This window comes from Aquabacterium sp. G14 (assembly GCF_037482285.1).
GTDB lineage: Bacteria > Pseudomonadota > Gammaproteobacteria > Burkholderiales > Burkholderiaceae_C > Aquabacterium.
Genome location: NZ_JBBEYB010000007.1, coordinates 141,564 through 161,659 on the forward strand (window position 1 = coordinate 141,564; position 20,096 = coordinate 161,659).

The 20,096-nt window shown below is 61.4% G+C and carries 19 protein-coding genes and 2 tRNA genes; 7 read left to right on the forward strand and 14 right to left on the reverse strand.

Going from position 1 to position 20,096, the window contains the following annotated elements; translation table 11 throughout:
- Positions 1 to 53 precede the first annotated feature (53 nt).
- The 3 genes from folP to WIT60_RS09730 form a co-directional block, all read right to left on the reverse strand.
- The gene (gene folP, locus WIT60_RS09720; protein WP_339583737.1) at positions 54 to 896 is read right to left on the reverse strand and encodes a dihydropteroate synthase; all 843 of its coding nucleotides are present in this window, start codon (positions 894 to 896) and stop codon (positions 54 to 56) included.
- A 68-nt stretch (positions 897 to 964) separates the two neighbouring features.
- Complete coding sequence (ftsH, locus tag WIT60_RS09725) at positions 965 to 2,878, reverse strand: ATP-dependent zinc metalloprotease FtsH (RefSeq protein ID WP_339583738.1); 1,914 nt, start codon at positions 2,876 to 2,878, stop codon at positions 965 to 967.
- Between the two features lie 221 nt (positions 2,879 to 3,099).
- The gene (locus WIT60_RS09730; RefSeq protein ID WP_339583739.1) at positions 3,100 to 3,774 is read right to left on the reverse strand and encodes an RlmE family RNA methyltransferase; all 675 of its coding nucleotides are present in this window, start codon (positions 3,772 to 3,774) and stop codon (positions 3,100 to 3,102) included.
- Positions 3,775 to 3,791: 17 nt separating this feature from the next.
- On the opposite strand from WIT60_RS09730, the gene WIT60_RS09735 reads away from it, so the two are divergent.
- Positions 3,792 to 4,259 carry a YhbY family RNA-binding protein gene (locus tag WIT60_RS09735; RefSeq protein ID WP_339583740.1) on the forward strand — a complete coding sequence of 156 codons (468 nt, stop codon included), beginning with the start codon at positions 3,792 to 3,794 and terminating at the stop codon, positions 4,257 to 4,259.
- A gap of 82 nt (positions 4,260 to 4,341) precedes the next feature.
- Here WIT60_RS09735 and WIT60_RS09740 read toward each other — a convergent pair whose 3' ends face one another.
- The 4 genes from WIT60_RS09740 to carA all read right to left on the reverse strand — a co-directional run bounded on the left by WIT60_RS09740 (position 4,342) and on the right by carA (position 9,866).
- Positions 4,342 to 4,797, reverse strand: coding sequence for a DUF4149 domain-containing protein (locus tag WIT60_RS09740; protein WP_339583741.1), 456 nt, complete (start codon positions 4,795 to 4,797; stop codon positions 4,342 to 4,344).
- 19 nt (positions 4,798 to 4,816) lie between these two features.
- The gene (gene greA, locus WIT60_RS09745; protein ID WP_339583742.1) at positions 4,817 to 5,293 is read right to left on the reverse strand and encodes a transcription elongation factor GreA; all 477 of its coding nucleotides are present in this window, start codon (positions 5,291 to 5,293) and stop codon (positions 4,817 to 4,819) included.
- Positions 5,294 to 5,419: 126 nt separating this feature from the next.
- Positions 5,420 to 8,695: a carbamoyl-phosphate synthase large subunit gene (carB, locus tag WIT60_RS09750; RefSeq protein ID WP_339583743.1), complete on the reverse strand. Its 3,276-nt coding sequence runs from the start codon at positions 8,693 to 8,695 to the stop codon at positions 5,420 to 5,422.
- Positions 8,688 to 9,866: a glutamine-hydrolyzing carbamoyl-phosphate synthase small subunit gene (carA, locus tag WIT60_RS09755; protein WP_339583744.1), complete on the reverse strand. Its 1,179-nt coding sequence runs from the start codon at positions 9,864 to 9,866 to the stop codon at positions 8,688 to 8,690. The genes carB and carA overlap by 8 nt, the downstream gene beginning before the upstream one ends.
- A 268-nt stretch (positions 9,867 to 10,134) precedes the next feature.
- Here carA and bfr point away from each other — a divergent pair, with 268 nt between their 5' ends.
- The 5 genes from bfr to WIT60_RS09780 all read left to right on the forward strand — a co-directional run bounded on the left by bfr (position 10,135) and on the right by WIT60_RS09780 (position 13,869).
- The gene (gene bfr, locus WIT60_RS09760) at positions 10,135 to 10,614 is read left to right on the forward strand and encodes a bacterioferritin (protein ID WP_339583745.1); all 480 of its coding nucleotides are present in this window, start codon (positions 10,135 to 10,137) and stop codon (positions 10,612 to 10,614) included.
- A gap of 113 nt (positions 10,615 to 10,727) precedes the next feature.
- Positions 10,728 to 10,949, forward strand: coding sequence for a (2Fe-2S)-binding protein (locus tag WIT60_RS16890; protein WP_445207683.1), 222 nt, complete (start codon positions 10,728 to 10,730; stop codon positions 10,947 to 10,949).
- A 148-nt stretch (positions 10,950 to 11,097) separates the two neighbouring features.
- Complete coding sequence (locus WIT60_RS09770) at positions 11,098 to 11,571, forward strand: hypothetical protein (protein WP_339583746.1); 474 nt, start codon at positions 11,098 to 11,100, stop codon at positions 11,569 to 11,571.
- 75 nt (positions 11,572 to 11,646) lie between these two features.
- Entirely contained in the window at positions 11,647 to 12,654 is a 1,008-nt protein-coding gene (locus WIT60_RS09775; protein ID WP_339583747.1) for a D-2-hydroxyacid dehydrogenase family protein, read from the forward strand.
- A gap of 45 nt (positions 12,655 to 12,699) precedes the next feature.
- A complete protein-coding gene (locus WIT60_RS09780) occupies positions 12,700 to 13,869 on the forward strand; it encodes an MFS transporter (RefSeq protein ID WP_339583748.1) in 1,170 nt (389 codons plus the stop codon).
- A gap of 6 nt (positions 13,870 to 13,875) precedes the next feature.
- On the opposite strand, the gene rlmB is transcribed toward WIT60_RS09780, so the two are convergent.
- Both rlmB and WIT60_RS09790 read right to left on the reverse strand, forming a co-directional pair.
- Positions 13,876 to 14,610: a 23S rRNA (guanosine(2251)-2'-O)-methyltransferase RlmB gene (gene rlmB / locus WIT60_RS09785; protein WP_339583749.1), complete on the reverse strand. Its 735-nt coding sequence runs from the start codon at positions 14,608 to 14,610 to the stop codon at positions 13,876 to 13,878.
- A gap of 9 nt (positions 14,611 to 14,619) precedes the next feature.
- Positions 14,620 to 15,321 (reverse strand): ABC transporter ATP-binding protein, encoded by a 702-nt coding sequence (locus WIT60_RS09790; protein ID WP_339583750.1) that lies wholly within the window; start codon positions 15,319 to 15,321, stop codon positions 14,620 to 14,622.
- A gap of 44 nt (positions 15,322 to 15,365) precedes the next feature.
- On the opposite strand from WIT60_RS09790, the gene WIT60_RS09795 reads away from it, so the two are divergent.
- A complete protein-coding gene (locus tag WIT60_RS09795) occupies positions 15,366 to 16,004 on the forward strand; it encodes an arylesterase (protein ID WP_339583751.1) in 639 nt (212 codons plus the stop codon).
- On the opposite strand, the gene phaR is transcribed toward WIT60_RS09795, so the two are convergent.
- The 5 genes from phaR to WIT60_RS09820 all read right to left on the reverse strand — a co-directional run bounded on the left by phaR (position 15,975) and on the right by WIT60_RS09820 (position 20,087).
- On the reverse strand, positions 15,975 to 16,559 hold the full coding sequence (gene phaR / locus WIT60_RS09800) for a polyhydroxyalkanoate synthesis repressor PhaR (RefSeq protein WP_339583752.1): 585 nt from the start codon (positions 16,557 to 16,559) through the stop codon (positions 15,975 to 15,977). The two genes, WIT60_RS09795 and phaR, sit on opposite strands and share 30 nt — an antisense overlap.
- A gap of 101 nt (positions 16,560 to 16,660) precedes the next feature.
- A tRNA-Val gene (locus tag WIT60_RS09805) sits at positions 16,661 to 16,737 on the reverse strand.
- A 38-nt stretch (positions 16,738 to 16,775) separates the two neighbouring features.
- Positions 16,776 to 16,852, reverse strand: a tRNA-Val gene (locus WIT60_RS09810).
- Positions 16,853 to 16,878: 26 nt separating this feature from the next.
- Positions 16,879 to 19,149, reverse strand: a complete 2,271-nt coding sequence (locus WIT60_RS09815) for a RelA/SpoT family protein (protein WP_445207684.1) — start codon at positions 19,147 to 19,149, stop codon at positions 16,879 to 16,881.
- Positions 19,146 to 20,087 (reverse strand): alpha/beta fold hydrolase, encoded by a 942-nt coding sequence (locus WIT60_RS09820; RefSeq protein ID WP_339583753.1) that lies wholly within the window; start codon positions 20,085 to 20,087, stop codon positions 19,146 to 19,148. Before WIT60_RS09820 ends, WIT60_RS09815 begins: the two co-directional genes overlap by 4 nt.
- Positions 20,088 to 20,096 lie beyond the last annotated feature (9 nt).

Sequence of the window (20,096 nt, forward strand, 5' to 3'; positions counted from 1 at the left end):
ATGAATGCAACCCTGCTGACTGTTGAGCCAGAAATCATACCCGGGAATACCCGTCAAACCACCCCATCCAGCAGCCCCGCAGCCTTCCACACTTTCAGCGCGTCCACCGTCTCAGCCACGTCGTGAACGCGCACGATGTGTGCGCCGCGCTGCACCCCTGCCAGGGCCGCACTCAAACTGGCCGCCAGTCGCTGGCCAACGGGACGTCCCGTCAAGGCCCCCAAACTGGACTTGCGTGACCAGCCAACGAGCAAGGGATAACCCAATTCCAGCAAGGCAGCCTGCTCGCGCAAGAGCTGGAAGTTGTGCTCGGGCGTTTTACCAAAACCAATGCCAGGATCCAGCGTGATGCGAGCTGGATCCACGCCTGCCTCCCGCACCACAGCCACCCTTTGCGCCAGATAAGCCTTGACCTCGGTCACCACATCAGGGTAGCTGGGGCGCAACTGCATCGTGGCGGGATCGCCCTGCATGTGCATCAAGCAGACGCCGCAGGAACCGTGGTTTGCCACCACCTCTACTGCACCGACATCCTCCAGCCCCCGGATGTCGTTGATGATGTCCACGCCCAAGTCCAGCGCACGACGCATGACCTCAGACTTACAGGTGTCCACCGACAGCGGCACACCCAAAGACAAGGCGCCGCGGATCACGCCTTCCAGCCGGGACCATTCCTCCTCGACCGTGAGGGTAGGCGCCCCGGGACGGGTCGACTCGCCCCCCAGATCCAGAATGTCCACCCCGTCTTTGATCAACTGCTCGCAATGAGCAAGGGCCTTCCGGGTATCGGCATGTTGGCCACCGTCCGAAAACGAATCCGGAGTGACGTTGACAATGCCCATGACCTGCGGACGGCTCAGGTCAATCTGAAATCGGGTGGTGTGCCAAGTGAACATGATGCGAGAGGGAGAGCTGAAATACACAACGGGGCCGAAGCCCCGTTGATGAATGAAGTGCGCGCTGGTCAGACTGCTGCCGGTGCGCCGTCTGGCTTGACCGGAGGTTTCGGATCGCTGCCGCCAGAGCGGTTGACCGAAGGTGTCCAGTCCTTGGGTGGGCTGGGCTCCTTACCGGCCATGATCTCGTCGATCTGATCCGAATCGATGGTCTCCCACTCCAGCAAGGCCTTGGCCATTGCGTGCATCTTGTCCTTGTTGTCCTCGATGAGCTTGCGCGCCAGAGCGTACTGCTCGTCGATGATCTTGCGGATCTGCTTGTCGACCTTCTGCATCGTCTCTTCAGACATGTGCGTGGTCTTGGTGATCGAGCGGCCCAGGAAGACCTCGCCCTCGTTCTCGGCGTACACCACCGGGCCGAGTTCGTCGGTCATGCCGTAGCGGGTCACCATGTCGCGGGCGATGGCGGTGGCACGCTCGAAGTCGTTGCTCGCGCCGGTCGTCATCTGGTTCATGAAGACCTCTTCGGCGATGCGGCCACCGAACAGCACCGAGATGGTGTCCAGCATGCGGTTCTTGTCCATGCTGTAACGGTCACCTTCAGGCAACTGCATGGTCACACCCAGCGCGCGGCCGCGGGGGATGATGGTGACCTTGTGCACCGGATCGGTCTTGGGCAGCAGGCGCGCCACCAGGGCGTGACCGGCTTCATGGTACGCGGTGTTGCGACGCTCCTCCTCGGGCATGATCATGGACTTGCGCTCGGGGCCCATCATGATCTTGTCCTTGGCCTTCTCGAAGTCCTGCATCTCCACCACGCGACCATTGCGGCGAGCGGCAAACAAGGCTGCTTCGTTGACCAGGTTGGCCAAGTCCGCACCCGAGAAGCCCGGGGTGCCACGTGCCAGGATGTCAGCACGCACGTCCTGGCCGACCGGCACCTTGCGCACGTGCACGTTCAGGATCTGTTCACGACCACGCACGTCCGGCAGGGTCACATACACCTGACGGTCGAAACGACCAGGGCGCAGCAGAGCCGGGTCCAGGATGTCCGGGCGGTTGGTGGCTGCCACCACGATCACGCCGGCGTTGGTGTCGAAGCCGTCCATCTCGACCAGCATCTGGTTGAGAGTCTGCTCACGTTCGTCGTTGCCACCGCCCAGGCCAGCGCCACGGTGACGACCGACCGCATCGATTTCGTCGATGAAGATGATGCAAGGGGCGTTCTTCTTGGCCTGCTCGAACATGTCGCGCACGCGAGATGCGCCCACGCCAACGAACATCTCCACGAAGTCAGAACCGGAGATGGTGAAGAACGGCACCTTGGCTTCGCCGGCGATGGACTTGGCCAGCAGCGTCTTACCGGTACCCGGGGGGCCGACCAGCAGCACACCACGCGGTATGCGGCCACCCAGCTTCTGGAACTTCTGCGGGTCGCGCAGGAAATCCACCAACTCCTTCACTTCTTCCTTGGCCTCGTCGCAACCGGCGACGTCGGCGAAGGTCACGGTGTTGTTGCTCTCATCGAGCATGCGGGCGCGGCTCTTGCCGAAGCTGAACGCCCCGCCCTTGCCACCACCGCCTTGCATCTGGCGCATGAAATACACCCACACGCCAATCAGCAGGAGCATCGGGCCCCACGACACCAGCAGGCTCATGATCAGAGAGGGCTCTTCACGGGCCTTCACATCAAACTTGACGCCACTGGCCAGCAAGTCGCCCACCAGACCGCGGTCAAGGTAGGTGGCCGTGCTGCGCAGGCGCTTGTCATCGGTGGTGATGGCAATGATCTCCGTGGCGCCAGTGCCACTCTCTTGCAGCACCACGCTCTTGATGCGTTTGGCTCGAACCTCCTCCAGGAAATCCGAATAGGCGATCTGACTGCCGCCCGCGCTGACGCGGTCGAACTGCTTGAACACGGTGAACAACACCAGTGCCACCACCAACCAGACTGCAATCTTCGAGAACCATTGATTGTTCACCGAGGCTCCTTCTTCCCATTCAACCTGAACCGGCTGATGCTGGATGCATCACCACACCTGTTCAGGGCTACATCGTTTCGCCACCGTCATCTTCTTGACAAAGTGACACGATGCCATCGCTATATGTGGATGATTCTAGACGAGTCAAGAGAGCCCCTGCAGCGTGCTACCCACAGCGAAACCACGGTTTTAGGCCCTCTGATCGACCCGATCAAGAAAATTCATCGAGGCTTGAGGCCAATCCCGACCAGAAACGTCTCGGATGACTTGTCTCGCGAGGCTTTCGGCTTGATCGGTTTCACCACCCGGAAATTCGCCTTGAACATGTCCACCAGTTGCGTGTAACCCGAGCCGTGGAAGACCTTGCACACCAAGGCACCATCTTTCTTGAGGTGATGCTGGGCAAAGTCGATGGCCAGCTCGATCAGGTTTTCGACCCGCGCGGCGTCATGGGCGCCGATGCCACTGAGGTTCGGCGCCATGTCGGAGATGACCACATCCACGGGGCGGTCGCCCACACAGGCCTGCAATTGCTGCAGCACCTCTTCTTCACGGAAGTCGCCCTGGATGAACTGCACGCCCTCAATGGGCTCGAAGTCCAGCAGGTCGAGCGCGATGATGGTGCCATTGAGCTCGCCCACAGCAGCCCCCCCCGTCCCAGCGTCCTTGGGGGCAAACTTGCGCCGCACATACTGACTCCAGGCACCGGGCGAAGCCCCCAAGTCCACGACCAACTGCCCCGGCTTGATCAGCCCGAGCGTCTCGTCAATTTCCTTGAGCTTGTAGGCAGCCCGCGAGCGAAACCCCTCTTTTTGCGCCAATCTCACGTAAGGATCGTGGATATGGTCATTCAACCAGGCCTTGTTGACCTTTTTGCTTTTGGTTTGGACTTTCATGGCTTGATAATAGAGGGATGCCTGCAATTGAATTGACCACCGCCGAACGTCGTGCCCTGCGGGCCGACGCACACCACTTGGACCCCGTCGTGATGATCGGCGGAGACGGGCTCACGCCCGCTGTCCTCAAAGAAGCCGATGGCGCCCTCAAGGCACACGGACTGATCAAAGTGCGTGTGTTGGGCGACGACCGCGCCGTGCGCGAAGAGATCTACGCCCAGATGTGCGACAAGCTCAACGCCGCACCCATCCAGCATATCGGCAAGTTGCTGGTCTTGTGGCGTCCGATGCCAGAAAAGGAAAGCGCCGAAGAACGCGAAGGTCGAGGCCCGGGCCCCCGCGAAGTCAAGATCCTCAAGTTCTCCAAGAGCGGCCTGCGTCGCCCTGAGATCAAGAAGGTCACCGTGATGGGCAACCAGCGCGTCACCGCCGGCGGCCTGATCAAGCGCGCCAAAAAGCGTACGCCGAGCAAAAAGCCCGCTTGATCTGCGGGTTCGCGGCGGGCCAGCCCGGGAGGGCTGGCTGAAACGCCGGCACTGCCCCAGAGCTGCTACATGCCCGCGCGGCTCATGCCTTCTGCGACAGCCCCGTCAGACGCCAAGCCAACACCCCGACCAGCAAGGCCTTGAGCCAGAACAGCGTGGCAGAGATGCCATGCAAGGCACCGAAGGACAAAGCCGTCGCTTGTCCGGCCTTCGCCGCCTCGATCATCGGGTGCAAGGCAAATTCACCAAACACCGTCAGGAACAAGGCCCCCAGTGTCAGCAACAGGTTCGGGCTGACCACGCTGATCTTGGCGCCCGCTTCCAACAGGTCGCGGACACGCCGACGCTCGATCATGAACAACACCACGGCAAAGGCCAGGCTCAAGCGTGCTTCCACGCCAAAAATCCGGCCTGCGCCCTGCCCTGCGATCTGGCGATCAAAGGTGGCAAACAGCGTGGGCGCTGCCACAGCCCCCACCGCGATGATGATGCCGACCCACACCGCCGCCAGCCAGGCTTGAAAGCGCAGCAACTTCATGGTCTCAGCCCCTGCGAGATCAGATGTAGCGGACTTCGATGATTTCGTATTCGCGCACGCCACCCGGCGCCTGAACCGATGCCACATCGCCGGCCTCTTTGCCAATCAAGGCGCGGGCAATGGGGGAGCTGATGGAGATGAGACCCTTTTTGAGGTCAGCCTCATCGTCGCCCACGATCTGGTAGGTCACCACGTCACCTGTGGCTTCGATTTCCATCTCAACCGTAGAGCCGAACACCACGCGGCCACCAGCGTCCAAAGAGGCTGGGTCGATGATCTGGGCTGCAGACAGCTTGCCTTCGATTTCCGCGATGCGGCCTTCGATGAAGCCCTGCTTGTCTTTGGCGGCGTCGTATTCGGCGTTTTCAGACAGGTCGCCTTGTGCGCGCGCTTCGGCAATGGCCTGCACCACAGCAGGACGTTCCACATGCTTGAGGCGATGCAGCTCTTCCTTGAGCAACTCGGCGCCGCGCTTCGTGATTGGAATGGTGGACATGGCTTTGTCTCGCAAAAAAGAACTGAGCCGCGGCCCAAACCAACCCGAAGGTGGTGAAAGGGCGCGGCCCAGAGGTGATGACTTGTGGCGCCACAGGCGACCCGCGCCTGTGGCTGAGCACACAGTTTAGTTCAATTTGGCGTGCAGCTCTTGCAGCGAATACACGACCAGATCGTCGTGGTGCTTGAGGGCCTGCACGACCGCTTCGCAGCCGGCCATGGTCGTGTAGTAGGTCACACGATTGGCCAAAGCAGCCTGACGGATGCTGCGCGAGTCGGCGATCGCGGTACGGGTTTCGTCCACGGTGGTGAACACCAGCTGGATCTCGCCGGCCTTGATGGCGTCGGAGATGTGCGGACGGCCGTCCTTGACCTTGTTCACCGGCTTGACCGGAACACCGGCTGCCGCAATGGCGGCCGCCGTGCCCTTGGTGGCCACGACGTTGAAGCCCAGCTCGACCAGATCCTTGGCAACCTTGACCGCACGAGCCTTGTCACCGTCCTTCACCGAAATGCAGACGGTGCCCTTCTCAGGCAGACGCGAACCGGCACCCAGCTGGCTCTTGAGCATGGCTTCACCAAAGGTGGCGCCCACGCCCATGACTTCACCGGTCGAACGCATTTCAGGGCCGAGGACGGGGTCCACACCCGGGAACTTGTTGAACGGGAAGACAGCTTCCTTGACCGTGAAGTAGGTCGGCACAACTTCGCGCGGGGCCTTGCCATCAGGCGACTTCTGCGTAGACAGCTTCTGGCCGGCCATGCAGCGTGCGGCGATCTTGGCCAGGGGCTGACCCGTGGCCTTCGACACGTAAGGCACGGTGCGCGAAGCACGCGGGTTCACTTCCAACACGTAGACGGTGGCGTCGTTCAGACCCTTGGTCACGTCGCCCTGGATGGCGAACTGCACGTTCATCAAACCAACCACGTTGAGGGCCTTGGCCATCAGGGCAGTCTGGCGACGCAGTTCGTCTTGCAGTTCGGCGCTCAGGGTGTAGGGAGGCAGCGAGCAAGCGGAGTCACCAGAGTGCACGCCAGCTTGTTCGATGTGCTCCATGATGCCGCCGATCATGGTGTCGGTGCCGTCGGCAATGCAGTCCACGTCCACTTCCACCGCGTCGTTCAGGAAGCGGTCAAGCAGCACCGGCGACTTCTCGGAGACACGGACGGCTTCGCGCATGTAGCGCTCCAGGTCCTTGTCACCGTGCACGATTTCCATCGCGCGGCCACCCAGCACATAGGAGGGGCGAACCACCAGCGGATAGCCAATCTCGTTGGCCAGCTTGATGGCGTCTTCCTCGTTGCGTGCGGTACGGTTGGGCGGCTGCTTCAAGCCGAGCTTGTGCAGCAGAGCCTGGAAGCGCTCGCGGTCTTCCGCGATGTCGATGCTGTCAGGCGTGGTGCCGATGATGGGCACGCCGTTGGCTTCGAGGTCGAGGGCCAGCTTCAGCGGGGTCTGACCGCCGTACTGCACGATCACACCAACCGGCTTTTCCTTCTCGACGATTTCCAGCACGTCTTCCAGCGTCACCGGCTCGAAGTACAGGCGGTCGGAGGTGTCGTAATCGGTCGAGACGGTTTCGGGGTTGCAGTTGACCATGATGGTCTCGTAGCCGTCTTCGCGCATGGCGAGGGCAGCGTGGACGCAGCAGTAGTCGAACTCGATACCCTGACCAATGCGGTTCGGGCCACCGCCCAGCACCATGATCTTCTTCTTGTCCGTCGGCGCAGCTTCGCACTCGCCACCTTCGGACTCGTAGCACGAGTACATGTAGGCGGTTTGCGTTTCAAACTCGGCTGCGCACGTGTCCACGCGCTTGTAGACCGGACGCACGTTCAGGGCGTGACGGGCCTTGCGCACGGCGTGCTGGTCGGTGCCCAGCAGCTTGGCCAGACGGCGGTCCGAGAAGCCCTTTTGCTTCAGGTAACGCATTTCAGCGGCCGTCAGCGACTCGAGCTTGCGGGCCTTGACCTGCTCTTCGGTCTTGATGATGTCTTCGATCTGGGCGAGGAACCAGGGGTCGATCTTGGTTTCTTCAAAGACCTCGTCCAGGCTCATGCCCAGGCGGAAGGCGTCACCCAGGAACAGGATGCGCTCGGGGCCGGCCGTGCCGATTTCCTCGACCACTTCGTCCTTGTCGGTGCTGCGCTCGCTCAGGCCGTCGATGCCGGTCTCCAGACCACGCAAGGCCTTCTGGAACGACTCCTGGAAGGTGCGACCCATGGCCATCACCTCACCCACCGACTTCATCTGTGTGGTCAGACGGTTGTCGGCAGCTGGGAACTTCTCGAAGGCGAAACGCGGGATCTTGGTGACCACGTAGTCGATCGAAGGCTCAAACGAAGCCGGGGTGGCACCGCCGGTGATGTCGTTCTTCAACTCGTCGAGGGTGAAGCCCACGGCCAGCTTGGCCGCGATCTTGGCGATCGGGAAGCCGGTGGCCTTGGACGCCAGGGCCGACGAACGCGACACGCGGGGGTTCATTTCGATCACGATCATCCGGCCGTTGTCCGGATTGATCGAGAACTGCACGTTGGAGCCGCCAGTTTCCACGCCGATTTCGCGCAGGATGGCGATGGAGGCGTTGCGCAGCAGCTGGTACTCGCGGTCGGTCAGGGTCTGAGCCGGGGCCACGGTGATGGAGTCACCGGTGTGGATGCCCATTGGGTCCAGGTTCTCGATCGAGCAGACGATGATGGCGTTGTCCGCTTTGTCGCGAACCACTTCCATTTCGTACTCTTTCCACCCGATCAGTGACTCTTCGATCAGCAACTCCTTGGTCGGAGACAGGTCCAGACCACGCTTGCAGATCTCTTCGAACTCTTCAGGGTTGTAGGCAATGCCACCGCCCGTGCCACCCAAGGTGAAGCTGGGACGGATCACCATCGGGAAGCCGGAGCCGCCGATGTCGGCCTGGATGCGCTTTTGCACCGCCCAGGCTTCTTCCATCGAGTGAGCAATGCCCGACTTGGCGGAATCCAGACCGATCTTGGTCATGGCTTCCTTGAACTTCTGACGGTCTTCGGCCTTCTCGATCGCGTGCTCGTTGGCACCGATCATCTCGACCTTGTACTTGTCGAGCACACCGTTCTTGTGCAGATCCAGGGCGCAGTTCAGTGCGGTCTGACCACCCATGGTGGGCAGGATCGCATCCGGACGCTCCTTGGCGATGATGCGCTCGACCACCTGCCACGTGATGGGCTCGATGTAGGTGACGTCGGCCGTGTTCGGGTCGGTCATGATGGTCGCAGGGTTGCTGTTGACCAGGATGACCTTGTAACCCTCTTCGCGCAGAGCCTTGCAGGCCTGGGCGCCAGAGTAGTCGAATTCGCAGGCCTGACCGATGATGATCGGGCCGGCGCCGATGATGAGGATGCTCTTGATGTCTGTGCGCTTAGGCATTCTTCTTCTCCATCAATGCCACGAAGCGGTCGAACAGGTAGCCGATGTCATGCGGTCCGGGCGAAGCTTCCGGGTGACCCTGGAAGCAGAAAGCAGGCTTGTCAGTGCGGGCCAGGCCTTGCAGCGTGCCGTCGAACAGCGACACGTGCGTGGCACGCAGGTTGGCCGGCAGGTTGGTCATGTCCACAGCGAAACCGTGGTTCTGGCTGGTGATGCTGACGCGACCGGTGTCCAGGTCCTTCACGGGATGGTTACCGCCGTGGTGGCCGTGGTTCATCTTGAAGGTCTTGGCACCCGAAGCCAGGGCCATGATCTGGTGACCCAGACAGATCCCGAACGTGGGGATGCCGGTTTCGACCAGTTCTTTGACCGCCGCGATGGCGTAGTCACAGGCTTCCGGGTCGCCGGGGCCGTTGGACAGGAAGATGCCGTCTGGGTTGTACTTCAGGGCCTCGGCGGCAGGCGTTTGTGCCGGCAGCACGGTGACCTTGCAGCCACGCTCGGCCAGCATGCGCAGGATGTTGCGCTTGACGCCGAAGTCATAGGCGACGACGTGGAACTTCGGCGCGGTCTGCTTGCCGAAACCAGGCTTGCCGCCCAGTTGCGGGTTGGCGAGTTGCCACTCGGTCTCGTCCCACACGGTCACGCTGGTCTGGCTGACCACCTTGGCCAAGTCCTGACCGTTCATGCTCGGCGCAGCCTTGGCCTTGGCCACGGCATCGGCGATGACGGCGTCGGTCACTGCCTCACCCACGGGCAGCGCCACGATGGCACCGTTCTGGGCCCCCTTGGAGCGCAGGATGCGGGTCAGCTTGCGGGTGTCGATGTTGGCGATGCCAACGGTGCCCTGGGCTTGCAGGTACTGAGACAGCGTCTGAGTCTGGCGGAAGTTGGAAGCGCGGATGGGCAGGTCTTTGATGATCAGACCAGCGGCATGGACTTTCGAGGCTTCGATGTCTTCACCGTTGACGCCGTAGTTGCCGATGTGCGGATACGTCAGGGTGACGATCTGGCGGCAGTAGCTGGGGTCGGTGAGGATTTCCTGGTAGCCGGTGAGCGAGGTGTTGAACACCACTTCGCCGACTGTGTGACCGGCAGCGCCGATCGAAGTGCCTAGAAAGACCGTGCCGTCTGCGAGGGCCAGAAGAGCTTGGGGCAGTACGGGCAGCACGGGTTCATTCTCCGTTTGTTGTGCGCGCCCAGCTCAGCCCTTGTGACTTCTGTGCGGCTTGCGCCGACTGGAACAGACGTGACAAAACGAGTCCGGTGAGGGAAACGATGGGGGTTTCGCTAGGCGGGGATGGTTGCGGGTAAACCTTAGGAGTATAACCGATCCGCGTACTGGGCGCGCGACACCACCCCAGCCCTCGCACTGTCACTGTCATTTGAGACACAATCAAGGCGCACCATCTCCGCACGTCTCAGCAGAAAGGCACACCATGAAGGGCGACCCCAAAGTCATCGAATTTCTCAATGCACAACTCAAGAACGAGTTGACTGCAACCAACCAGTACTTTCTGCACTACCGCATGCTGAAACACTGGGGCTTCGACAAACTGGCCAAGAAGGAGTACGAGGAGTCGATTGGTGAGATGAAGCATGCCGACAAGCTCATGGAGCGAATTTTCACGCTGGACGGCCTGCCGAATTTGCAAGATCTGGGCAAGATCATGATCGGCGAAGACGTTCCTGAGATCCTGTCTTGTGATCACAAACTGGAGACCTTCGCTCAAGGCACAGTCAAGGATGGGATCGCCTATTGCGAGTCCGTGCGCGACTATGTTTCCCGTGACCTGCTGCAGATGATCCTTGATGACACCGAGGAGCACATCGACTTTTTGGAAACGCAGATGGAGTTGGTCGACAAGGTCGGCGTTCAGAACTACCTGCAATCCATCATGGGCGATGTGACAGGCTGACTTCCGATGGCCCGCAGACTGAACCCGTGCCGGGTTCAGGGTGACTCAGAAAATGCTTGCATACGAATCATTCTTATTTAGAATGTCGTCATCAACGCTGCCGAGTCACCTCCATGATTGTTTGTGTCTGCAACCGGATCTCAGACCGGGAAATCAACCGCCACGTCCAGCAAGGCTGCATGTCTTTTGACGAACTGCAGATGGACACGGGCGTGGCAACCTGCTGCGGATGCTGTGAAACGTGCGCCCGCGAGGTGTTCCACGAGGCTCGCAGCAAGACGCACCGGATCGACTTTTCGCGCATGGTTCAGATTGCCATGCCCATGCCTGCGTGAATCGCCGCATCCCGGCACGATTTTTCACTCTTTGCGCCAACTAGTGCGCACTTGCGGCCGCAACCCCGCACCCAAGAAGCCCGCGGGTCCGGTAGCCTTGGGTTGACGTTGGAGAACTCCCTCTCCCGACCGGAAGTGTGAGGACAAGATGGCGTTCTTTCTCTACCCGCATTCGCGGACAGCCACGCAGACCACGCAGACTGCCCAATCCATGAGCATGGGGGCTGCAGGTCGTGCTGAGGTCTTGCCGCCATCAAGGTTTGCCCCACAGGCGCCAGTGTTGCTGCGCTGGGTGAGCCAGTGCTGGCGTTGGTTGTGGGACCTGGACGCGCCAGCCCCCAAGCCCGCCCCCATCAGCGAAATTCGACAGATCAGGGCGGCGTTCCATGCAGCCTTGATGGACATGCAGTCGGCCAAGGCCTACCAAGTACGCTATCAGATCGAAGCCTCACGGTCTTTGCGCGAGTTGTGGCATTTGCGTGCAGATGTGTTCGAGATCGTGGCAGAAAACCGGGGGGAAGGAGAAGCCAAGCGTCGGGTGGCTGGACTCAACCGCCATTTCCCCGACGGCCCCGCCCGCAGCCCCCGCGAAACACGCTCGGCAAAAGTCACCACGTGGTAACGTTCTTTTCGTCATGAGCCGTGTTGGCAACGGCACAAGCGTTGCAAAATGGGCGGCTGGACTGCATACCGCCCCATGAACATCATCATTCTGGACGACTACCAAGACGCCGTCCGTAAGCTCTCTTGCGCGTCCAAACTGGACGGCCTTTCTGCCAAGGTTTTCACTAACACGGTCAAAGGCGTGGGCCAGTTGTCTGTGCGCTTGCGCGATGCGGAGGCGCTGGTTCTGATCAGGGAACGCACACACTTTCCCAAGGCCCTCCTGGAGAAGCTGCCCAAACTGAGACTCATCTGCCAGACGGGTCCGGTTGGCCCACACATCGACCTTGAAGCGTGCAACCGCCTGGGCATTGCCGTGGCCGAAACGCCCAGCGACCCCGTTTCCACAGCCGAGTTGACTTGGGCGCTCATCATGGCCGCCATGCGGCGCTTGCCTCAGTACATTGGCAACTTGAAGCACGGTGCGTGGCAGCAATCAGGCCTGAAGGCTGCCTCAATGCCCACCAATTTCGGTTTGGGCATGTCGCTGAAGGGCAAGACACTTGGCATTTGGGGCTACGGGCGTGTCGGACGACTGGTGGCAAGCTACGGCGAGGCGTTCGGGATGCATGTGACGGTGTGGGGCAGCAACGAAGCGCGCGCCCGTGCCGTGGCCGACGGCTATGTCCCCGCACCCAGCCGGGAAGCCTTCTTTGCTGCCAGCGATGTACTGAGTCTGCACTTGCGCTTGGGGGCATCCAGCCATGGCGTGGTGACCAGCGAAGATCTGGCGCACATGAAGCCAACAGCCTTGCTGGTGAACACCGCCCGCGCTGAACTGATCCAAGAGGGGGCACTGGTGTCCGCCTTGAACCGTGGCCGGCCAGGCATGGCCGCAGTTGATGTGTTCGACAGTGAACCCATTTTGCAAGGACACCCGTTGTTGCGACTGGAAAACGCCATTTGCACGCCCCACATTGGCTTTGTGGAGCAGAACAACTACGAAAATTTGTTCAGCACCGCTTTCGACAATCTGCTGAACTTCATGGCGGGCACGCCCACGAACATCGTCAACCCGGAAGCCTTGCGCGTTCCACATTGAGACTGAGCCAAAGTGGAACTGGAGCGCGCCTTGTCTCGCAAGGCCATGAACAGAGCCCTATGGGCTTTGTTGTTTGGCAACTTCATCATCGGTTGCGGCGTGATGTCAGTGGGTGGTGTGCTCAACGACCTGACGCGTGACCTGAGCATTTCCGTCAGCACAGGGGGCCAGCTGATCGCGATTGGTGCGGTGATGATGGGCGTGGGTGCGCCCCTGCTGGCGGCTGCCGTCACCAAGGTGGATCGGCGGCGCCTGCTCAGTTGGGCCATGGCTTGGTACGCATTGGGATTTGCGCTGTGCGCGCTGGCCCCCTCTTATGAATGGCTCTGGCCGATTCGGGCACTGACCGTCCTGTCGGCGGCAGTGTTCACGCCTCAGGCCGCGGCGGTGATGGGCTTCATGAGCACCCCTGCCCACCGTGGTCGGCATATCACGTTCGTGTTCATGGGTTGGTCAGTGGCCTCGGTCGCGGGCATGCCCTTGTCTGCCTGGGTAGGCGAGCGTGTGGGCTGGCGTGTGGTGATGCTGATGGTGGCGCTGGGCGCCTTGGCGGCCGCGTGGATGGTGCATCGCGCCTTGCCCAAAGGGATTCGCCCCCCTGCTCTGTCGTGGAGGGCGTGGCGCAAGGTCTTCAAGTCGCCTTTGCTGATGGCCGTCGTGCTGGTCACCGCCACGCAAAGTGCGGGGCAATTCACGGTGCTGGCGTACGCCGCCCCCTATTACAAGCATGATTTTGGCGCGAGCCCAGAGCAGATCAGTTTGTTGTTTGCCTGGTTTGGAGGCCTGGCGCTGGCTGGCAACCTGGTGCTGAATCGAACCGTGGATCGCATTGGCGCCGCCCCGGCCGTGACATTGACACTGGGGATGATGGCCCTGAGCCTGCTGATCTGGCCGCTGGCCACCTCTTTGATCGGGCTTGCCCTGGTGCTGCTCCCCTGGGCATTGAGTGGTTTCGCCACCAACTCGGGCCAACAAGCAAGGCTGGGCGGCCTCTCACCACGCCTGGCGCCGGCCCTCATGGCGCTCAATACCTCTGCCATTTACCTGGGGCACGCTTTGGGCGCGTCAGGCGGAGGATGGGTGCTCACAAACCATGGATACAGCCAGCTGCACTGGCTGGGCTTGGTATGGATGCTGGTCGCTTGGGCCTTGAGTGCCTGGGCCCAGCGGGCGCAGCGTCGCCGCGATGAGGCCCACTTTCGGGGCCTAGCCTGACAACCATCAGCCCAGACGCTGGCGACGTGCCTCATACAGACACACGCCGCTTGCGACCGACACATTGAGGCTGTCGACCGAGCCCATCATCGGGATGCTGACCAAGGCATCGCAGTTTTTGCGGGTGAGTTGGCGCATGCCCTCACCTTCGGCACCGAGCACCAAAGCGGTTGGGCCACGCAGATCCGTTTGATAGAGGCTGGCCGGCGCATCGTCCGAGGTGCCGATGATCCAGATGTCACGCTCTTTGAGTTCGGCGAGCGTACGCGCCAGGTTGGTCACCATGAAGTAAGGCACCGTCTCGGCTGCACCACTGGCCACCTTGGCCACCGTGGCATTGATGCCGACTGCGTGGTCTTTCGGGGCAATCACAGCATGAACCCCCGCACCATCGGCCACGCGCAAGCACGCGCCCAGGTTATGGGGGTCCGTGATGCCGTCAAGCACCAGCAGCAACGCTGGCTCGGTCAGGCCATCCAGCAGATCGTCCAGAGAGTTGCTCTTCTGAATGACTTCGACACGCGCCACCACGCCCTGGTGGCGATGGGTTCCGCACATCTTCTGCAGCTTGTCGTCATCGCTTTCGATGACCTTCAGGCCGGCCTCTTCAACCTTGGCGAGAAACTGCTTCATGCGCTGATCGCGACGGGTCGCGTCAACGTGCAATTCACGGATGGATTTGGGCGCCACTTTCAGGCGCACGGTCACGGCATGGAAGCCAAATAGCAGTTTCAGACTCATCCCGGCATCCTAACCGCTCAGGCGCCCCGCACTGATGCGAATGCGCTGCTGACAGCGTTCTGCGATCTGGTTGTCGTGAGTCACCAGAACCAAGGTGGTGCCGGATTCACTGTTGAGGGCGAACATGAGATCCATGATGGCCTGCCCGGTGGCGTGGTCGAGGCTGCCCGTGGGCTCGTCGGCAATGAGGATGTCTGGCTGCATGACAAAAGCCCGCGCCAATGCAACCCGTTGTTGTTCGCCTCCCGAGAGCGTGGCGGGCTTGTGCTGCAAGCGCTCCCCCAGACCGACACGCTGCAGCATGGCGATGGCTTTGCTGCGCGCCTGCCGATCACCGCGCAGCTCCATGGGCAGCATGACGTTCTCCAGCGCGGTGAGGTGCCCGATGAGCTGAAAGCTCTGGAACACGAAACCGACATGGCGAGCGCGGTGCGCTGCGCGCTGGTCTTCATCCAAGTCAAACAAGGCTTGGCCTGACAGCCACACTTGCCCGGTACTGGGCACGTCCAGCCCCGCCAACAATGACAACAAGGTGCTTTTGCCAGACCCGGACGCCCCCACGATGGCCAGTGAAGCCCCACGCGGCACATCCAGATCGATGTTGTGCAGAATGGTCAACGGTCCGGAAGAGTCCTGGACGGTTTTGGTCAGCGCCCGCACTCGAATGGCCAAGGCTGTCGCCGGATTTGGGCTGTTTGGAGGCTCGGTCATGAATGAAAGGTTGTAGCTCAATGCAATTCCACTGTAAGCGACGGATGCTGGTGCTTGCTGGCCTGGGGTCATGCTACCCACTCGTCCAGGCCGCTCAAACAGCCCCCTCCTCTGTGATTCTGGTCTTGGGTGACAGCTTGTCAGCAGAGTATGGACTGCAGCGCGGCAGCGGCTGGGTGTCCCTGATGACGCAGCGGCTGCAGCGCGAACAGATACATGCACACGTGGTCAATGCCAGCATCAGCGGGGAAACCACCTCAGGTGGGCGTGCACGACTGCCGGCTCTGCTCCAGCAGCATCGTCCTCGTTTTGTGGTGATCGAGTTGGGCGCCAATGACGCGTTGCGCGGACTGTCTCTGCGGGGTACGCGAGACAACTTGAGCGCCATGGTCGCGTCTTCGCAAGCGCAAGGCGCACAGGTGGTGTTGGTGGGCATGCAAATGCCGCCCAACTTCGGCAAACGCTACGCCGATGACTTTGCTCGCCTGTTCGAGGAGGTGGCGCAGGCGCGGCGTTGCGCGCTGGTGCCGTTTTTCCTCAAGGGTGTGGCCGACCGTCCAGATGCGCGCAACTGGTTCCAGCCCGACGGGATTCACCCAACAGAAAAAGCACACCCGATCATGCTGGACAACGTGTGGGGGGCGCTGAAACCTTTACTTCTTCGGCGTCAGGCCCGCACCTAGGTTACCCATCAGGGTTTCGGCCTGCTTGCCCATCTGCTCCTGCATCTGGGCGAACATCTGACGAGACTGTTCGATGTAGCCTCCCATGAAGTTCTGCATCAAGGGGTTTTGCAGGCTCTTGACAGAGTTCTCAGTGAGACGGGATTGCAGGTCGATGAAGGACTGGATGTTCTTCTCAAGGTAGTTACCCATCAGCCCCTGCATCGTGTTGCCGTACAGACGAATGATCTGAGCCAGGGCCTGGGTGGAGAACATGGGCATGCCCGCCGACTCCTCCTCCAAAATGATTTGAAGCAGGATGCTGCGGGTCAGGTCCTCACCGGTCTTGGCGTCAACAATGACGAACTGCTCACAGGCCATCACCATCTCTTTCACGTCAGACAGGGTGATGTAGCTGCTGGTCTGGGTGTCGTAGAGGCGGCGATTGGGGTATTTTTTGATGGTGCGCACGCCTGGCACATCACCTGAGGGTGCCGCGGCCGCATCGCCACCCACTTCATGAGTCTGGTTGCCGGGCTCGGCTTCGGTTCGTTTTTGTCTGGGGGCTGCACTCATGTCCGACTCCATTGGGATCGGTCCATTGTAGGAGCACAGACCGCCCAGAATGAACAAAGCCGACGCGTCGCAAACGTGTCGGCTTTGAAAGGTACCAAATTTGGTAGGCGCGATTGGATTCGAACCAACGACCCCCACCATGTCAAGGTGGTGCTCTAACCAACTGAGCTACGCGCCTGAAGTCGTTTTGCCTTTTGCCAAGCCACGCTGTAAGCGTGGTAGGCGCGATTGGATTCGAACCAACGACCCCCACCATGTCAAGGTGGTGCTCTAACCAACTGAGCTACGCGCCTGCAAATGCAAGACTGCAACTATAGCATCATTTCCGTCGGGCCCGCAAAACACCGCTGATTTGCAACACTTTGGCCAACAGCGACTGCAATCTGGCGGAGTCGGAGGTTTGCACGGTCAAGGTGATGGTCACCCGGTCGCGCACCGCCTGGCTGTGCATGGACAGCACATGGCTTTTACCCTGCGCCAACACATCGCACACATCGCGCAGCAGCCCCGAGCGGTCGTGCGCCTCGATGAGGACGTCAACGGCGTAGTGGGCGTTCTCGGCCATGGCCTGACGGCCCCAGGCGACCGGGATGACGCGCTCGGGCTCCTTGGCTGACATCTGGCGGAAGTTCACGCAATCGAGGCGATGAACGGCCACCCCCTTGCCTCGGGTAACGTAGCCATCAATGGCATCCGGTGGCGCAGGCTTGCAGCAGCGTGCCAACTGGGTCAGCAGGGAGTCCATGCCAACCACCAGCACACCCTTGCCCTCCCCACCCATGCGACTCGTGTCGCTGCGCGCGAGTTTCTGAGCGATCAGCTCGTCAGGATCCTGCTCAGGCGCCGCCGGGCGCAGGTACTGCTCGATGTTGCGCAAGGAGTATTCGTCCTTGCCAACGACATCGAACAGCGCCTCGGCGTTGCGAAAGCCAAGGTTGCTGGCCAGATCTTCGAGCTTGATCGCCGTTTTGCCTTCGCGCTGCAGCAACTTCTCGACCGCATCCCGCCCACGCGCGATGGTGGCCTGCTGTGCCAGGGCATTGAACCAGGCCCGCACCTTGGAGCGAGCGCGTGGACTGCGAATGTAGCCAAGCTCGGCATTGAGCCAGTCAAGCGATGGCCCCCCCTCTTTGACGGAGACGATTTCGACCGTCTGACCGCTTTGCAGCGGGGTGTTGAGTGGCACCATGGCCCCATCCACGCGGGCGCCACGGCACCGGTGGCCCAGATTGGTGTGGAGGGTATAGGCGAAATCAACGGGCGACGCGCCTGCCGGCAGGTCGATGATTTCGCCACCCGGCGTGAACACGTAGATGCGGTCATCGAACAGGCCTCGGTGAGCCTCTCCCGATGCCGCGTCATCGGCGGCGGCCAGATCGCGCTCCCACGCCAACAGTTGGCGCAGCACGGTCTTGCGGGCCTCGGCCACGCGGCTCTCAAAGTCACCCGCTGCCTGCACGCCGGCATAGCCCTTGGTGCCCGCTTCCTTGTAGGCCCAGTGCGCGGCCACACCACTTTCGGCGTGATCGTGCATGGCCTGAGTCCGAATCTGGATCTCGATGGAGCGTCCCTGCTCGTCACGCACCACGGTGTGCAGAGACTGGTATCCGTTGGGCTTGGGTTTGGCGATGTAGTCCTTGAAGGCCTCCGGGATGGGCGACCAGAGTTCATGGGCACGGCTGAGGGCCGCGTAGCAAGCGGGCACGTCTTCCACGATCACCCGCAGCGCACGCACGTCAAACACCTTGTCCAGGGTCAACTGCTTGCCCTTCATCTTCTTCCAGATGCTGTAGAGATGCTTGGGGCGCCCCTGCACCTGGGCTGGCAGGCCGGCGTCTGCGAGGGCATGAAGCAGTTGCTGGCGAATGCGTTCAATGTGCTGCTCGCGCTCGACACGCTTTTCGTCCAGCCCCTTGGCAATCGAGCGATACACATCAGGCTGCAGAAAGCGGAAAGACAAGTCTTCCAGCTCCCACTTGATCTGCCAGATGCCCAGGCGGTTGGCCAGGGGCGCGAAGACCTGCATGGATTCACGAGCAAGTGCACGGGGGCAAGGCTGCTTGCTCTCGGCGTAGTAGCGCAGCGTCTGCAGACGCGAGGCCAGGCGCAGCAAGACCACTCGCAAATCACGCGAGAAGGCGAGCAGCATCTTGCGAATGCGCTCAATCTGTTCGGCGGCCAGCGGGCCGTCGGCATCGTCACCCAGCGTGTCACGGGTGTTGCGCTGCACCTGAACCAGTTTGCGCGTATACGCAACCAGTGCGGCCTCGTCGGGACCGAAAGCACGCCCGATGATCTCTTCAGGTTGGGTGAGGTACTGACTGGCGTAGACCAAATACGCTACGCCACGCAATGACGGAGGCGCCCCGATACCGTGAAGAATGAGGCTGACCCCATCGGCGTGCGCGAGAGCCTCTTCGCCTGTTTCAAAGCGCTCGTTCTGCAGCAGTGGTTCGGCAAAGGCACGGGCCTTGACCAGCAGTGCCGCCGACTCGGCGTGCCCCGTTGCCATGTCCATGAGGTCCACGATGGGTGCATGCCCCATCGCGTCAGGCGTCAAAGGCGTCGGATTGAGCAGTCCGGTTTTCATGCCAGCAAAAAGTCGTGAACGGCGGCCACCTGGTCAGGCGCGATCAAGGTTGGGGCGTGGCCCACACCAGCGAACTCGACCAATTGGGCCTTGGGGCCGCGTTGGGTCATGCTCTGAGCTGTTTCAGCATCCAGCAGATCGGAGTCACGTCCGCGCAGCAAGAGCACCTGGCAGCGAAGGCCATCGTAAATTTGCCACAGAGCGGCCTCGCCGCTGCTGGCACTGTCGGCCGACACGGCACGGAAAGGCTCGGCAATGGCGGGATCGTAGTGCAGGATGAGCCCTTGACCGTCAGCCGCGGGACGCAGCAAGGGCCGACACAAGGCCAGCCACTGCTCAGGGGTGTGGGGACCAAAGCCTGTGGAGATGCTCCAGAGGTAATCGGCCGCTTCTTGCTCGGACGTGAAGCGCCGCGGCTGGCCCAGGTACTCGCCGATGCGGACGATGGCATCGTGACGCAGTCGCGGCCCAACATCGTTGAGCACGAACTTGCGCAGGTGTGCGCCGGACGCCTCAGGCGGCAGCGTGGAGAAACCAAGGCCGATCAAGCCCCCCATGGAGGTGCCCACCCAATCGATCTCAATGGGCGCACTGGCCTGACGTTGCGCACGCAGGTGTTGCACGAGCGCCACCATGTCGGCCACATAGCCGAACACCTGATACCCCTTGGGGTCCGCCAGCCAGTCGGATTCGCCGCGCCCCACCACATCCGGGCAGACCACGTAGTAGTGCTGACACAGGCTGCGTGCCAGGGTGTCGAAATCGCGCCCCTGGCGGCTCAAACCGTGTACGCAGATCAGGACACGCTCACTCGACGGGTCACCCCAGGCCCAGTAGGCCATGCAGTGGGTGGCAGCGTCTGTCTTGCTCGCGCCGGGGCACGTGACGTGGTGCAGAACCGGTTGCACCGGCACGGAAGAGGAAGAGGTGCTGCTCATATTGGCAAA